Origin of the sequence: Actinomadura monticuli, assembly GCF_041463655.1 — a bacterium.
In the GTDB taxonomy this organism is placed as follows: domain Bacteria; phylum Actinomycetota; class Actinomycetes; order Streptosporangiales; family Streptosporangiaceae; genus Spirillospora; species Spirillospora monticuli.
Window position 1 is genome coordinate 185,491 of record NZ_JAXCEI010000008.1, and the last position, 15,223, is coordinate 200,713.

Genomic DNA, 15,223 nt, shown 5'->3' on the forward strand with positions numbered 1-15,223 from the left:
CCGCGGCGGAGCCGACGGGCAAGCCCATGGACCTGCTGCGGTTCGCGACCGCCGGCAGCGTGGACGACGGGAAGTCGACCCTGATCGGCCGGCTGCTGTTCGACTCGAAGTCGATCTTCGAGGACCAGCTGGAGTCGGTGGAGCGGACGAGCACCGAGCGGGGCGAGGAGTACACGAACCTGGCGCTGCTGACCGACGGGCTGCGCGCCGAGCGGGAGCAGGGCATCACGATCGATGTCGCGTACCGCTACTTCGCGACGCCGCGCCGCAAGTTCATCATCGCGGACACGCCGGGGCACATCCAGTACACCCGGAACATGGTGACCGGCGCCTCCACCGCCGACCTCGCGATCATCCTGGTGGACGCTCGCAAGGGCATCCTGGAGCAGTCCCGGCGGCACGCTTTCCTGACGACCCTCCTCCAGGTTCCGCACCTGGTCGTGGCGGTCAACAAGATGGACCTGGTCGACTACGACCGCGGCGTCTACGAGCGGATCGTGGACGAGTTCACGGCGTTCGCCTCCAAGCTGGACGTGACCGACCTGACGTTCGTCCCCATCTCGGCGCTGCACGGCGACAACGTCGTCGAGCGCAGCGTGAACATGCCGTGGTACGAGGGGTCGTCGCTGCTGCACCACCTGGAGCACGTCCACATCGCGTCCGACCGGAACCTGATCGACGTGCGGTTCCCGGTGCAGTACGTGGTGCGGCCGCACGCGTCCACCGACCCGGAGCTGCACGACTACCGCGGCTACGCGGGGCAGGTCGCGGGCGGCGTCCTGAAGCCGGGCGACGAGGTCGTGCACCTGCCGTCCGGGCTGACCACGACGATCACCCACATCGACGGCCCCGGCGGGCCGGTGAGCGAGGCGTTCGCGCCGATGTCGGTGACGCTCCGGCTCGCCGACGACATCGACATCTCCCGCGGCGACATGATCGCGCGGCCGAACAACCGTCCCGAGGTCGCGCAGGACATCGACGCGATGGTCTGCTGGATGACGCCCGACCGGACCCTCACCCCGCGCTCGAAGCTGGTCATCAAGCACACGACCCGCACCGCGAAGACGATGGTGAAGGACCTGCACTACCGGCTGGACGTCAACACGCTGCACCGCGACGAGCAGGCGGAGGGCCTCGGCCTGAACGAGATCGGCCGCGTCTCGCTGCGCGTCACGCAGCCTCTGTTCGTCGACGACTACGCCCGCAACCGCCTCACCGGCGGCTTCATCCTGATCGATGAGGGCACCAACAACACCGTCGCGGCTGGCATGATCATCGGCGCCCGGTAGCGGGCGCCGCCCCTGTGCGAGCGCGGCCACGCCGTCCCGGCGGCGTGGCCGCGGCGCGCGCGTCGTCGGCCTGAGAACGCGGCACGGTTCTTGTAGATTTGGACCGCATACTGCGAAGACGCGCTCCTCCCCGGCGCCTCGCCCTCGCCCCTCGAACCCCCAAGGCAGGCCATCGATGCCCCCTTCCGTCGGCGTCGTCCTCCCGACGCACAACCGGCCGGAGCTGCTGCGCCGTGCGCTGGAGTCGGTGCTCGCGCAGGAGTACGAGGGCGAGTTGCGCGCCGTCGTCGTGTTCGACCGCGCCGAGCCGGACGCCTCGCTCGCCGGGGACCGCGTCGAGGTGATCGCCAACACCCGGGAGCCGGGCCTGGCGGGGGCGCGCAACTCCGGCATCCTCGCCCTGGACACCGACCTCGTCGCCTTCTGCGACGACGACGACCGGTGGCTGCCCGGCAAGCTCGCCGCCCAGGCGAAGGCCCTGGAGGGCGAGCCGGACGCGGTGCTGTGCAGCGCGGGCATCCTCATCGACTTCGACGGGCGCGAGCTGCCCCGGCTGGCCGGAACCGGAAGCGTCACCTACGACGCCCTGATCCGCGACCGGATGATGAGCGTCCACTCGTCCACCTATGTGGCGCGCCGCGAACCGCTCATCGAGATCGGCATGGTGGACGAGACGATCCCCGGCAGCCAGGGCGAGGACTGGGACCTCGCCCTGCGCGCCGCCCGCCGCCATCCGGTGGTGAACGTCGACGAGCCGTACGTCCGCGTCCTGTGGGGGCTGTCGTCGTACTACGCGCAGGCGTGGGAGACGAAGGTGGCCGCGCTGGAGTGGTTCCTAGAGCACTATCCGGAGATCGGCGCCGAGCCGGGCGCCGCCGGGCGCGTCTACGGGCAGCTGGCGTTCGGCTGCGCCACGGTCGGCCGCCGCAGGGACGCGCTGCGCTGGTCGGCGCGGGCGCTGAGGGCGAACCCGGCCGAGCGGCGGGTCCCGTTCGCGCTGGCGGTCGCGTCCGGCGTCGTCTCCGGCAAACGCGTCCTGCTCGCCTTGCACACCCGGGGCCGCGGCATCTGATGGGACCGGTACCGAATCCCCGGCTTTCGTCACCTTTCCCCATGTCGCGCCGCTACTGTCAATGCCTGTCGCAGTGCTAGAAGGAGCTTCTCCGTGAACATCTCTTCCCGCCGCATCGTCGCGTCCGGGACGCTGGCGCTGGCTCTGGCGCCCGCGCTCGCCCTGACCGCCGCGCCCGCGTTCGCGGGCGCCGACCTCGACGCGGTCGCCGAGGGCATCACCGAGAGCGGCTACTACGTCGACTCGCACGCCAAGTACTACCAGTCGGACGGGGCGCAGGAACTGCTCCGCACGGCGCAGGGACGGTCCGTTCCGGTCTTCATCGCGATCCTCCCGGCCGGGGACGACGCGGGGCAGGTACTCCAGCAGCTGCCCGGCCTGATGAAGCGCAAGGGCACGTACGTGGTGCTGGCCGGAAACGAGCTGAAGGCGACGTCCAACACGCTCTCGGCGAGCCGGGTGAAGGCCACCTACGTCAAGGCCGTGCAGGGCAGCAAGGGCAAGCCCGACCTCGCGCTGCTGAAGTTCGTCCAGACGCTGCCGGAGTCGGAGTACGCGCCGCCGAAGTCCGGCAAGCCGGGCAACAACGGCAAGCCGGCGCCGGAGTCGACGAAGCAGAAGGAAGAGCAGGAGGAGCAGACGCTCGCCCAGCAGCAGCCGACCGCGCCGGCCGCCGGCTACGAGCCCGTGTCGAAGGACGACGGCTCCATGGCGCCGTACCTGCTCGGCGGCGGCGGCGTGGTCGTGGTGGCCGCGGCCGGAGCCGGGTTCCTGCTGTGGCGCCGCCGCTCCGCGACCCCGGCGCCGGCGGGCGCCGCCGCGAGCGGAACCCCCGCGCAGCCGGTGGCCCCGGCTGCCCCGCCCGCTGCGCAGCCGCCCGCCGAGGGGCCCGAGGCGGACGGGGCCGACGAGGCCAAGGCCGAGCCCCCGAAGGACGCCTAGGAGCCGGAGGGGCTCATCAGCACGATCAGATGGCGCTCACCGGCGCCCGCCGACAGGGCCTCGTCCGGGGCGGCGCCCTGCGCCATCACCAGCGTGCCGGGACGGCTGCGGGGCACCCTGGTGCCGGAACCGAGCTGGCCGCTGCCGCCCGCGCCCCACGTCAGCGGCGTCCCGTCGGTGAGGATCGCGGCACCGTAGGCCTCGCCCGCGAACACCTGCGCGACGCCGCGCAGCCGCGGCCCGTGGCCGCCGGCGACCGCGACGGGCGAGGTGCGGAGCTTCACCGTCCGGTCGCCGAGCTGACCGGCCGTGTTGTTGCCCCAGGCGACGACCGTGCCGTCCTCGCGCAGCGCGTAGTTGTGCTTCTCCGCCGCGCTGACCCCGGTGACGCCGCCGAGGGCGCCCCTCCCGTCCACACCGGACACCAGGGCGGGAACGAGCCGGTCACGGCGTGACCCGTCGCCGAGCTGGCCGAGGTCGTTGTGGCCCCAGGAGGCGACCCGTCCGTCCCGCAGCAGCGCCAGCCCGTGCTGCCCGCCGATCGCGATGCGGGTCACGCCGTTCAGGCGCCCGGCACCGTCCAGCCCGCGCACGGGCACGGGGAGCGCCCGGTCGCGGCGCGTTCCGTCGCCGACCATCCCGTAGTCGTTGGCGCCCCACGCGAGCACCTGCCCGTTGGCGCGCAGCACCAGTTCGGTGTGCCCGTCGGCGCTGATGGCGGTGACACCGGTCAGCGGCCTGCGGCCGTTCGGCGCCTTCACGGTCGTGGGGACGCGCGGACTCGTCCGCTTGCCGGTGCCGCGCTGCCCGGACGATCCCTCGCCCCACGTCACGACGGTGCCGTCGCGCCGCAGCGCCATGGAGAAGTCGTTGTTGGCGCTGATCGCGACGACGTCCGCCAGCTCGCCGGGCCGTCCGTCCGGAGCGCGGACGGGGACGGGGACGCGGGTGTCGCGATGCGTGCCGTCGCCGAGTTGCCCGCGGTCGTTGGCGCCCCACGCGACGACCTTGCCGCTGTCCAGGACGGCCAGCGAATGCCGCCCGCCGCCGGCGACCGCGCGCACGCGGTCGAGCCGGCCCTGCCCGCCCACTCCGGTGACGGGGGCGAGCTTGAGGTCGATCCCCTCGCGGTCGCGGCCGAGCTGCCCGTGGTCGTTGAGGCCGCTCGTCCAGACGGTGCCGGTGTCCCCGCCCACCGACCCGGCGGGCGGGGGCGGGGACACCGGCGGTGCCGCCTCGGGGGACGCGGACCGGCCGCACCCCGCCGCCGCCAGGGCCGTCGAGGCGGCCAGGAGCGCGGCGACCGGGCGGTGCGCGACCGTCATGCCGTGCGCACGCAGGCGAACAGGTGCCTGGCGTAGTTGTCCTCGTAGGGCGGACGGGCGTCCTCGTCGGGGCCGAGGTCGATGATCTCGTCGAAGCTCGTGTTCTCGCGCAGGAACCGCGCCACCCGCGGCGGGTCCCAGCCCCGCAGCGACTCGGCGAACCACGCCTCGTTGTCCTGGCCCGTGTCGAAGAACAGCACCCGGCCGGTCGCGCGGTCGAGGAGCCGGATCAGCTCCTCGGCGCTGACGGAGCCGCGGCCGAGGACGAAATGGTGCAGCAGGCTGAAGCAGGACACCACGTCCCAGCGGGCGGCGTCGTGGCCGCCGAGGAACTCGACGCAGTCGCCGGTGGAGATGACGCCGTCCGGGAGCCCGTAGACCGCCCGGCCGAGCGGGACGGCGAGCGGGTCGCGCTCGATGCCCTCGGCGTCGAAGCCGCGCGCGCCCATCTGCGACACGAACCAGCCGTAGCAGCTCGCGACGTCCAGATAGCGGCCTCCGGTGACGCCGCGCTCGCCGAGGAAGGCGTCCATCTTGGCGAGCCGGTCGGTGCACTGCCGGACCGTCGTCCAGCCGGACCGCAGCTCCGGCGCGTCGATCGGCTGGTACAGCTCGTGGGTGCCGTCGAGCCAGCTCATCTTGAGGAGCAGGTCCTGCAGGGGGGTGGTGACGGGCAGCCACTTGGCGACGACGTGGGCGCCGTCGGCGCCGCTCATCGCGGCGATCGCGAGGCGGTGGTGGCCGTCGAGGATCTGGTACTGGTCGGAGCCGCGGACGGGCGCGACGAGGACCGGGTCCTGCGGGCCGCTCTGCTGCGGCCGGGGCGCCGCGCCGGGCGCCTCCTCGCCGCGGTGGCGGGCGATGAACGCGCGGGCCGCCGCGAGGACGCCCGCCGGGTCGGTGCCGCCGAAGTAGTTCCCGCCCGCCTCGATGCAGCGCAGCCCGAGCCGCCCGTAGGCGCTCTCGAGGATGTCGTCGTCGCTCAGATCGGGACGCTCGCCGGCGAGCCGCAGCAGGGCGACGTGCGGACCGTCCAGGAACGGGGTGGACGGCCACAGCAGGTCGCCGGTGCGGTCGGCGAACTCGCGGGCCGTCCAGCCGCCCTGCGCGCCGACGAGGAGCTGGTCGAACCGGACGGGCACCTTCCACGGGCGGCGCAGCACGGCGGTGGACACCGCGACGCGGGCCGCGGCCGGGATCGGCAGGGAGCGCCCGGCGTCGACCAGCCGTCCGTACACCGGTCCGCTCGGCGCGAGGCCGCTCTTGCGCAGCACCGCGCGGGACTTGCGGCGTACTTGGTCAATTCCCGTGGGCATGCATGCTCCTGGCAGGTGTCGTTTCCGCCGGCGGCGTGCCGGGCGGCGGCGGGTCGGCGGCCGGTGGGGCGGTGACGCCCGCGGGCCCGGGTGCGGCGCGGCCCCGCCGCCCCGGCAGGAGGGAGGCGAAGGCGGTGAGGGACAGCCGCTCGCGACCGCCCCAGAGTAGGGCAAAGTAGAGGATCGCGCCGGGGATCAGCCCGGCGGCCAGCGCGATCGCGCTCGATCCGGCGACGAGCCGGACGGCCAGCGGGATCGCGCCGAAGCTCAGCAGCGCCGAGCCGCCCGCCCAGAACAGCCCGGCGCTCGCCGGGGACATCCCGAGGATCCGCCGCACCTGGACGAGGGCGAGCAGCGTCCGGACGAGCAGCCCGCAGGCCCGCGCCATCGCCGCGCCGGCGATCCCGAACGGCGGGATGAGCAGCACGTTCAGCACCAGGTTCACGCCGAGCGCGGTGCTCTGGTTGACCAGGCTGAGACCGCTGCGGCCGGCCATCAGCAGCATCACGTCGCGGGCGCCGGTCGCGGTCGCCACCAGCATCGCCATCGCGAGGATGACGGTGACGACCTCGCCCGTCCCGCGGTAGCCGTCGCCGAACGAGCCCACGTACACGGGCGCCCCGACCGCGATCGACAGGTGCACCGGCCAGGCGAGCACGAGGTTCCAGGACGCGCACACGGCGAAGATCCGCTGCGCGCCGGCCCGGTCGGCGAGCGCCATCAGCCGGCTCACCGCGGGCTGCATGACGTTCTGCACCGCCTGGGTGGCGAGCTGGCTGATCACGATGAACCGGGTGGCGGCGGTGTAGACGGCCGCCTCGCGGGGCGAGCTGAGCGCCGCCACGAGCACGATGTCGGCGCGCTGGAACGCCGTCTGGCAGATCTGCGCGAACGCGCGCGGCGCCGTGAACCGCCAGAAGTCGCCCACCAGCGGACGCGGTCCGGCCGGGGCCGCCCGCCCGCCGCCGCGGCCCGAACGGCTGATCTTCAGGTACCACAGCGCCGCGATGACGAGGCACGGCAGGTAGGGCGCCGCCCAGGCCAGCGCGAGCCAGACCGCGTCATCGGACAGCACGGCCGCCGCGACCACGCCGCCGACCTGCAGCGTCTGCCGGAGGATCTTGTCGACGAGGACGGTCGGCCGCATCGAGCCGTATCCGCGCGTCGCCGCGAGCAGCGCGTCGTGCGCGCCCGCCAGCGGCAGGAACAGCGCCAGCACGCGCACCATGCCGACGGCCTGGTGCGCGTCGTCGGCGCCGATGTGGCTCGCCGTCCACGGTGCGGTGGCGACGAGGACGAGCGCGCCGATCGCCGCGGTCACCATGACCGGGACCAGCGCCACCGGCACCGTCCGGCGCGCCGCGGCCCGGTCGCCGAGTGCGAGATGGCGGGGCAGCCAGCGCAGCAGGCCCGCGTCGGTGCCGAGGCCGGAGACCGCCTGCAGGATGATGAACAGCGACGTCGCGGCGAAGAACGTGCCCGCGATCCGCTGCGAGTACAGGTGCGCGACGAGGAAGACCAGCGCGAGCCCCTGGACGCCCGCGACCGCGGCGCCCACCAGGTTGAGGGCGCCGCCTCTGGCCAGTCTGTTCAGGTTGGGTCCCGCCGGCGCCGCCGGTGCTTCAGGACCCGGCATGCCGCCCCGCCTTGTGCGGTTTCTTGCCGTAGCGCGGCATGACGTCGCCGGACTGGGCCGGGCCGCCGGACTGCGTCGGCGCGCCGGGCTCCGCCGGGCCGTCCGCGGAGTCGTCGGGGAGTTCGGGCGGCAGGTACTTGGAGATGTCCTCCTGGGTCCGCGTCGCGGCGGACTCCAGCGCCTGCTCGGTCTCCGCCTGCTCGGCGGCCTCGGCCGGCTCGGGTGGGTCGGCGGGCTCGCCGCCGGACGGCCGGGCCTTGCCCGCGCCCGGCCGCGCGGCCCCGGAGGCGCGCGCGCTCCCCTGCCCGAGGGCCGGCGGAGAGGCGGGCCGGGGCGCGACGGGCTTGCCCGGCCCGGACGGCGGCTCCAGCGACGGCGGGGTGGGGCGCCTGCCCGGCCGCGCCCCGCCGCGCGCGGCGCCGCTCCGCCGGGACGGCGTGTCGGCCGGCCGCGGCGGCGGGTCGAGCTTGGGCAGCGCCTGGGTGGTCAGGGTCGAGCCGTCGCCGCTGTCGCGGTCGTCCAGGTCCTGCGACCCGCCCGGCCAGTAGCCCTTGTCGTCGAGGTCGGCGCGCTTGGCCTCCTCAGTGCGGGCGGGCGGATCGTCCGCCCACACGGGGGAGCCCTCGGCGAGGGCGCGCCGCTCACCGCTGCCGCGGGTGTCGGCGGTGCGGGGCTCGGCGGTGCGGGGCTCGGCGGCGCCCCGGCCGCGGCCGGGCTGCGGCGGCCGGCCCGGTTGCCGGGTCGGCGGAGCCTGCCGCGACGCGCGCCCGGCGCGCTGCTCCGGCGGCTCCAGCACCACGCCCAGCACGGTGCATCCGGCGCGCTCGGCCTCCACGTACGCCTGGCGGAGCTCCTCCCGGGTCGTCACGCCCTGGTTGGCGACGAGGACGACCGCGTCCACGAAGGTGCACAGCGCCTGCGCGTCCGCGTCGTGCAGGCTCGCGGCGTTGACGACGAGGTACTCGCTGCGGCGGCGGAGCACCTTCACGGCCTCGCGCATGCGCGGGCCGCTGAAGCGGTGCGCGGCCTCGGTCGCGCGCGGCCCGCGCGGCAGCAGCCGGAGCTGCGAGTCGGTGTGGATCAGCAGGGTCGCCGGGTCGGTACCGCTGAGCAGCGTGTCCGACAGGCCCTTGCCGCCGGGACGGGCGCCGAACAGCGTGCTGACGTCGGAGTCCTCGGTGGTCGCGTCGATCATGATGGTCTTGGCGCCGGCGAACGCCAGCGAGACCGCGAGGTTGGCGCTGGCCAGCCGGGCGCTGCCGCCCGGGGTGGCGCTGGTGACCAGCAGCGCCACCGGGGTCTGCGGCGCGGTCGCCACGACCGCGGCGCGCAGCCGCCGGTAGGCCTCCCCGGCCGGGCTCTTCGGCGCGCTGACCAGTGCGAGCGTGTCGCCGGGCGGGCCGCCTGCCGGGATGGTGGACAGGGCGCGGACGCCCATGCCCTCGATCGCCTCGGCGTTGCGCAGCCGCTGGTTCAGCCGCTCCCGCAGCAGCACGACCGCGAGGCCGACGACCATGCCGCCGATCAGGCCGCCGGCGCCGAACATGGCGGTGCGGATCTGGCCGGGCCCGTCCGGCGCCCCGGCCGGGGTGATGACCTGGCCGGGGCTGATCGGGGTGCTGCCGATGTCGTTGGCCTGCTCGTCGATCACGCCGAGCTGGTTGGTGTAGGCGGTGACGCGCTGCTGCAGCGTGGCGCGCTTCGCGCCGGTGGCGGCCGCCATCTCCCGGTTGGTCTTCAGCAGCTGCCGCTGGACCTTGTCGGCCTGGTTCTTCAGCTTGGCGAGCTGGTTGTTCACCACGTCCTGCGCGCGCTGCTGCCGGTAGGCGAGGTAGGCGTCGGCGAAGGCCTGCGCGCCGATGCGGGCGTTGGCCGAGCTCTTGGCCGTGTAGGTCAGGTTGAGCACCTGCGTGTTCGGCGGGACCTCGACCGCGATCGTGCCCTCCGGCTCGTGCCCGAGTTTCTGCCCGGCGATCTTGGCGACCCGGTCGGTGGTGACCAGCTGCGCCTCGGTCTGCAGGTTGACCAGGTCGTCGCCGCGGCCGTCCGGCGAGTACGGGTTGCCCTCCAGGGGGCTGACCAGTACCGTCGCGGTGGCCTTGTACGGTGCCGGCAGCACCAGGGCCGCCGCGACGCCCGCGCCCGCGCCGAGCACCGCCAGCAGGAGCAGCAGCGGCACGTACCGCCTGAGCAAGGACAGCAGCTGACCCTGCTGCGGGTCGGCCGTCTGGTCAGCTCCCACGACGATCCCCCTTGATGATCCGGGTCGTGCTGGACGGACAGATGGTCACGACTTTATCCGCGCTTGGCACGGGACCGGTTCGCATCATCTCAACCTCGTGGGGAGAGGGGGGCGGGAGCGGGGGCCCGGCCGACGGGTGCGTTCGGGCCCTGCCTGGTCAGCACGATGCCGCGGGCGGGGTTGGCGGCCTGGTCGAGGGCCAGGACGCCGCTCGCGACCTCGCGGTCCAGGGCGCGGCCGCGCTCCACCACGACCAGGGTGAGGTCGCTGGCGGCGGCCGCGCTGATCGTATCGGCGGCGTTGATGTCGGGTGTGGTGATGACGACGACGCGGGAGTCCCGGCCCGCCTTGTCGACGGCGCGGGTGAGCTGCCGGTCGTCGTCGCTGCGCACGAGCCGGACCCCGAAGGTGCGCGGCTGCGGGGGCTCGGCCGCGCCGTCCTCCTCGCCGTCCTGGCGGATCCGCAGGACGGTGGTGGCCGAGCCGCCCTCGGTGCACAGCTCGGCCAGCTCGTAGGCGACCGCCAGCGCGGCGGAGGCGGGGACGCCGGTGACGAGCACGGTGGTGGCCTCGGAGTCGAAGACGAGGTTGCGCAGTCGCCGGCAGATCTCGCGGTGCCCGCCGCCGAGCGCCGCCGACTCCACCATGATCGGCAACTGCGCGTGCAACCGGACGTCGGCGGGCCGCCGGATGCGGCGCGGGCGGCGGTCGATCAGCAGGGTGAAGGCGACCCAGCCGAGGAGGCCGACGCCGATGCCGCTCGCGAGCGCGACGTCCCGGCCGGCGTCGTCGCGGCCGGCGGGCGGCGTGGCGCCGCGCAGCACCTCGCCGGGCTGCACCTCCTTGCGCTCCAGCGCGGAGATCTGCTTCTGCACCTCGGTGATCTGCTTCATGATCTCCTGGCGGCGGGTGCGGGCGGTCTCCCGGGTGAGCTCCTCCTCGTCGCCGGGCAGGGTCCTGAGCTGCTTGTGCAGCAGGGTGAGGTACTTCTCCAGCGACTCGCGGTTGCGCTGCTGGATGCCGCCGAGGATCTGCTGCCGCAGGTCGAGATACGCCTCGGCGACCGCCTGCGCGCCGTTCTGCGCCGCCCGCGGCGACCCGGCCCGCACGCCGATCGTCAGCACGTGCGTGCTGTTCGGCACCGACAGGTCGATGCGGTCGCGCAACTCGTCGCGGGGCGCGTCGAAGCCGGGGAACGCGGCGAGCCGGCGCAGCACCTCGTCCGACCAGATGAGCTGCGCCTCGGTGTCCATCGTGGTGTCCCGGGGCTCGCGCTCCTTGGGGTTCAGCGGGCGTCCCGGCGTGTATCCCGGGTGCAGCGACACGGGCGGCGCCAGCACGGAGATGTGCGCGGTGTACGTCGCCGGGGTCAGCACGATCTTCGCGATGCCGAGCGCGCCGCCGACGGCCAGCGCGATCAGCAGCGCCACCAGGTGCCGGCGGAGCGCGCCCGCGTACCGGGTGACCGGGATCGAGTCCGGCGCGAGCGGCGGTTCCGCCTGCACGCTGGACGGGCCGAGGGAGCGCTTCTTCATCGCGGTGCCGTCGTCATGGCCGGGTCATCGCCGCCAGGCCGGTTCGGCGCCGAGGAGGGCGGCGAGCCTGTCGTCGTAGGGGGCGAAGTGGTCGGACAGGCGGCGCTGCAGGTGGTCCGGCAGCGGTGATCCGGGCCGGGCGTTGTGCCGCTCGAACGACGCCGGCCGCCACGCCGGCAGGCCGAGGAACTCCAGGATGGAGTCGTAGCACGGCTCGGGTTCGGAGAAGAAGTCCTCCGCGTACAGCACCAGCACCCGGTCGCGGCCGAACAGCGCGAACAGGCGCTCGATCTGGTCGGCGTACTGGCTGCGGTCGAGGTAGGAGTGGTGCCGGTGGCTGTGGCTCACGTACGCCGGGTCGGCCTTGATCTTCTCGACCTCGCCGGCGATCCGCTCGGCCTCCAGGTCGAGCGCCCGCTCGAACGGCTCGGTCTCGAACCCGCGGGCCAGTTCGTGCTTGTGCGCCGAGTAGGTGCGCACGACCGGGTCGCGCAGGAGCACGATGAGCTTCACGCCGGGCAGGTCGCGGGCGATCCGCTCCGGCGCCACCGGGTGGTGCATGTAGTAGCCGGCGGACTCGAAGGCCAGCGGTGCCGCACCGTCCATCGCGGCGGTGACGCGGCGCTCGGCGAGTGACCGGACGGGGAAGTGCCCCCGGTACCACGCCAGGCCGCGCGGGTAGTTGACGTCGAAGTAGTGCACGCCCTTGTGGAAGTTCGGCTGGACGACCGCCGGGTGCGCGGCCAGCGCCCGGAACAGCGACGTGGTGCCGCCGCGCTGCGTCCCCACCATGAGGAAGTCCGGGAGCATCCGGGCCCCGGACGTCAGCCGCCCCCCGGCGCGGGTGGCGGCCCGTCCGGCCTCCTTGACCCACTGCGGGGCGTCACGGTGCGAGATCACGAGAGCCTCCCGAGGTCGTCGTGCAGAAGGGACAGCAGCCGCTCGGCGTCCGCGCGCAGCGGGCCGCCGATGGGCTCCTGCGCGGCCAGCAGGTAGCGGCGGCACAGTTCCAGCAGGTAGAGCCGGACGGTCGCCTCCGCGGCGCCGGCCGGCATGCCGAGCGGCTCCAGGGCGGCCGCCGTCCCGTCCGGCCAGGCCGCGTAGGCCGGGCCGGACGCGGTGCGCATGGCCTCCTGCAGCCGGTAGTGCAGCAGGTCGAAGCCGTTCGGGACGGTGCGCGCGAAGCGCTCCCAGTCCCACAGGCGCAGGACGCCGCGGTGCCAGGCCATGTTCCACGGGGTCCAGTCGCCGTGCCAGGCGCCGAAGTCGAGGGGCAGGTCGCCGTGCGCCTTCCCGACGCCCTCGACCACCTCGCCGAAGACGGCGCGCTGCCGTTCGTCCAGGACGCCGGCGGGGCTCGCGGCCATGCCGTCCCAGAAGCCGCTGTCGCGCAGCGGCGTGCGCGTGACACCGCCGACTTCGAACAGCGCCCGCATCTGGGCGACGGGGGCGCTTCCGCGCGGCCGCCAGCCGAGAGCGCCCGTCGGAAGCGGCTCCAGGACGAGCAGGTCGAGGTCGCGCCACCGTCCGTGATGGAGGAGTTCGGGGACGTGCAGCCGCCCGCGCGCCGAGGGCGGGGGCAGGTGCGCGTTCAGGTAGGCGAGCGCGGCGGCCTCGCCGTCGAGCAGGCCGCGGGCCGTCTCCGTGTCGCCGACCTTGACGAACGCGACGGGCTCGCCGCGCGGTGACAGCACGTGCAGGATCGGCTTGCGGTTGGCGCGCGCACTGCCGAGACCGATGCTGACCACGACGGGGCGGCCGAGCAGTTCGGCCAGCCGGTCCTCGATGGAGGGGCCGCCGCCGGTGACGCGGAGCCGGTCGCGCAGCGTCCGCTCCGGCAGCCCGGTGCGGACGGCCGCCGCGGTGAGGCCGCGCGAGACGCGCTGCCTGGGGCCGAGGTCGTGGCTGTAGCGGCGCAGCGCGGCGGCGGCGGCGCGGGGCAGTCCCGCGGGGACCAGCAGCCGGGGGTGCTCGGCGTCCGGCAGGAAGGCCAGCTCGCGGCGCGCGCCCGCCGACCGCCCCGGCGGCACGGCGTCGACGGTCGCGCCCGGCCACAGCTCCTCGACCGCCCCGGTCCAGGCGGCGCGCGTCTCCCCGGCGCTCACTGCGCGACCGCCTCGGCGGCCGGCGCGGGCTCCTCGGTCAGCGCGCGGACGCGGGCCCGCGGCGGGCGCACGCCGTGCGCGTCCCGGCTGGCCCGCCACATCAGGGCCACCGCGATCATCACCGTGTACAGCGGTACCTCCACCATGTCGTAGGTGATCATGAAAAGGGTGCAGGAGATCAGCACGCAGCAGCCCGCCAGGGAGTAGGCGCCGCGGTCGCGCCAATGCCGCAGGAACCGGATCGCGAAGAACGCGCAGAACGCGATCGTGCCGACGACGCCGTTGGCGAAGATGAGCAGCCACACGTGGCCCTGGGTGCCGAGCGGCGGCGACTCGCACGCCTTGCAGCCGGCCTTCGCGCCGCCCGCGACCTGGCCGAGGTCGCCCTGGACGTTGCGGGTCGAGCCGAAGCCGACCAGCGGCGACCCCATGAGGACGCTGCGGGTGGTCTCCTCGGCCAGCAGCGTGCGCCGGTTGTTGCTGTGCGGGTTGTCCAGCCGGTCCTGGACGAGGCCGGGCAGCGGCGACAGCGCCACGATGAGCGCGCCGACCGCGGCCATCCCGGCCGTCCAGGCGATCACGCGGGGCCCGCCGACCTGCAGCAGCTTCAGGACGCCGAACAGCCCGATCGCCCCCAGCGCCGCCCACAGCCCCCGGTTCAGCGAGTACACGACCGGCCACAGGGAGGCGACCAGGATGATCAGCGCGAAGACGCGGCGGCGCATCCGGGCCCGGACGATCCACGTCAGCAGGAAGTACGGGAGGAAGAACGCGTACGCGGCGCCCCAGGTGTTGGCGTAGGCGAACGGCGCCATCGGCCGGGACTGCGCGAAGCCGAGGATCGACTCGATCTCGGCGACCCTCGGGTGGACGATGTCGCGGACGAAGGAGTTGCCCGTCAGCCCCTGCGGCAGCACCATCTCCACCGGCGACGTCAGCTGGATCGACGGGAAGAACGAGCCGACCAGCCCGCCGACGGTCGTCACGATGAACATGTAGCCGAGCAGCCGGCCGATCTTGCCGGACGGCAGTTCGCGCTCGCTCATGTTGCCGATGTAGAGCAGCACGATGGTGAACGACAGGTACCAGGCGAACCGGTACCCGTAGACGAGCAGCCGGCTGAACCCGCCGCCGGGCTCGGCGAGCGGCGCGTCCGCCCACAGCACGAGCAGGCCCAGCACGACCCAGATCAGGAAGAACAGCCAGGCGCCGAAGCCGCTCGGCGCGACCAGCGTGCCGCGGCGCCGCCACAGCGTGATCGCCATCGGGACGCTGATGAGCAGCAGCACCACGTTGGCCAGGCCGAGGATCCACCACAGCGGGAAGCCGAGCAGCGCGACGCTGAGCGGCCAGCCCGGACGCAGCCGCCACGGCAGCAGCCGCGGCGGCGCGAGAGGCGTGCTCCCCGCGATCCCTCGCATCCCGGCCAATCACCGCTCCGTTTCTCCTGGACGCTCCGTCCGGCGCGCGGACCGCGCCGCCCGGCACCCGGGCGCGACGCCGCACGTGGAGGACGTCCGTCCGGCCGCCCGGGGCGACGGCGGGGGGTGGCCGGTTTCGGTCACCGGTTCCGGTCGTCCGGTAAGGGGTGCGGGGCGTCCACCTGAGGTGCGCAGCGTACCTCGCGGCGCACGGTGGACGTGTCCCGCGCGCACGCGCGGCACGTCCGGGTCGGCCGGATCCGGGCGCCGTTCGTTGGTTGAAACCGAAATGTTGCTGATCAGATCGGCTGGTCAACTACCGCACGGCTACGATTGCCCG

Annotated in this window: 11 protein-coding genes; 3 read left to right on the forward strand and 8 right to left on the reverse strand. The window is 74.3% G+C overall.

All coding sequences use genetic code 11. The features are described from left to right. Positions 1-26 precede the first annotated feature (26 nt). The 3 genes from SM611_RS19885 (at position 27) to SM611_RS19895 (ending at position 3,303) form a co-directional block, all read left to right on the forward strand. Positions 27-1,289, forward strand: coding sequence for a sulfate adenylyltransferase subunit 1 (locus SM611_RS19885; RefSeq protein ID WP_371951513.1), 1,263 nt, complete (start codon positions 27-29; stop codon positions 1,287-1,289). Between the two features lie 175 nt (positions 1,290-1,464). Beyond that, positions 1,465-2,361 (forward strand): glycosyltransferase family 2 protein, encoded by an 897-nt coding sequence (locus tag SM611_RS19890; RefSeq protein ID WP_371951308.1) that lies wholly within the window; start codon positions 1,465-1,467, stop codon positions 2,359-2,361. Positions 2,362-2,454: 93 nt separating this feature from the next. Further along, positions 2,455-3,303 (forward strand): hypothetical protein, encoded by an 849-nt coding sequence (locus tag SM611_RS19895; RefSeq protein WP_371951310.1) that lies wholly within the window; start codon positions 2,455-2,457, stop codon positions 3,301-3,303. Here SM611_RS19895 and SM611_RS19900 read toward each other — a convergent pair. The 8 genes from SM611_RS19900 to SM611_RS19935 all read right to left on the reverse strand — a co-directional run bounded on the left by SM611_RS19900 (position 3,300) and on the right by SM611_RS19935 (position 14,883). Next, positions 3,300-4,628, reverse strand: a complete 1,329-nt coding sequence (locus SM611_RS19900) for an RCC1 domain-containing protein (RefSeq protein ID WP_371951312.1) — start codon at positions 4,626-4,628, stop codon at positions 3,300-3,302. The genes SM611_RS19895 and SM611_RS19900 overlap by 4 nt on opposite strands. Beyond that, entirely contained in the window at positions 4,625-5,944 is a 1,320-nt protein-coding gene (locus SM611_RS19905; protein WP_371951314.1) for a ParB N-terminal domain-containing protein, read from the reverse strand. Before SM611_RS19905 ends, SM611_RS19900 begins: the two co-directional genes overlap by 4 nt. Continuing rightward, on the reverse strand, positions 5,928-7,580 hold the full coding sequence (locus SM611_RS19910) for a polysaccharide biosynthesis C-terminal domain-containing protein (RefSeq protein ID WP_371951316.1): 1,653 nt from the start codon (positions 7,578-7,580) through the stop codon (positions 5,928-5,930). Before SM611_RS19910 ends, SM611_RS19905 begins: the two co-directional genes overlap by 17 nt. Continuing rightward, entirely contained in the window at positions 7,567-9,822 is a 2,256-nt protein-coding gene (locus SM611_RS19915) for a hypothetical protein (RefSeq protein ID WP_371951317.1), read from the reverse strand. The genes SM611_RS19910 and SM611_RS19915 overlap by 14 nt, the downstream gene beginning before the upstream one ends. 89 nt (positions 9,823-9,911) lie before the next feature. Further along, entirely contained in the window at positions 9,912-11,357 is a 1,446-nt protein-coding gene (locus SM611_RS19920) for a GumC domain-containing protein (protein WP_371951319.1), read from the reverse strand. Between the two features lie 24 nt (positions 11,358-11,381). Beyond that, positions 11,382-12,257, reverse strand: coding sequence for a sulfotransferase domain-containing protein (locus tag SM611_RS19925; RefSeq protein ID WP_371951321.1), 876 nt, complete (start codon positions 12,255-12,257; stop codon positions 11,382-11,384). Then, positions 12,254-13,462, reverse strand: coding sequence for a hypothetical protein (locus SM611_RS19930; protein ID WP_371951323.1), 1,209 nt, complete (start codon positions 13,460-13,462; stop codon positions 12,254-12,256). The genes SM611_RS19925 and SM611_RS19930 overlap by 4 nt, the downstream gene beginning before the upstream one ends. Then, complete coding sequence (locus SM611_RS19935) at positions 13,459-14,883, reverse strand: hypothetical protein (protein WP_371951514.1); 1,425 nt, start codon at positions 14,881-14,883, stop codon at positions 13,459-13,461. The genes SM611_RS19930 and SM611_RS19935 overlap by 4 nt, the downstream gene beginning before the upstream one ends. Between the last annotated feature and the right edge of the window lie 340 nt (positions 14,884-15,223).

Excerpts from the sequence above, each read along its gene's own strand:
- SM611_RS19885 (WP_371951513.1), top strand. The coding sequence starts at position 27 with ATGGACCTGCTGCGGTTCGCGACCGCCGGCAGCGTGGACGACGGGAAG.
- SM611_RS19890 (WP_371951308.1), top strand. The coding sequence starts at position 1,465 with ATGCCCCCTTCCGTCGGCGTCGTCCTCCCGACGCACAACCGGCCGGAG.
- SM611_RS19900 (WP_371951312.1), bottom strand. The coding sequence starts at position 4,628 with ATGACGGTCGCGCACCGCCCGGTCGCCGCGCTCCTGGCCGCCTCGACG.
- SM611_RS19905 (WP_371951314.1), bottom strand. The coding sequence starts at position 5,944 with ATGCCCACGGGAATTGACCAAGTACGCCGCAAGTCCCGCGCGGTGCTG.
- SM611_RS19910 (WP_371951316.1), bottom strand. The coding sequence starts at position 7,580 with ATGCCGGGTCCTGAAGCACCGGCGGCGCCGGCGGGACCCAACCTGAAC.
- SM611_RS19920 (WP_371951319.1), bottom strand. The coding sequence starts at position 11,357 with ATGAAGAAGCGCTCCCTCGGCCCGTCCAGCGTGCAGGCGGAACCGCCG.
- SM611_RS19935 (WP_371951514.1), bottom strand. The coding sequence starts at position 14,883 with ATGCGAGGGATCGCGGGGAGCACGCCTCTCGCGCCGCCGCGGCTGCTG.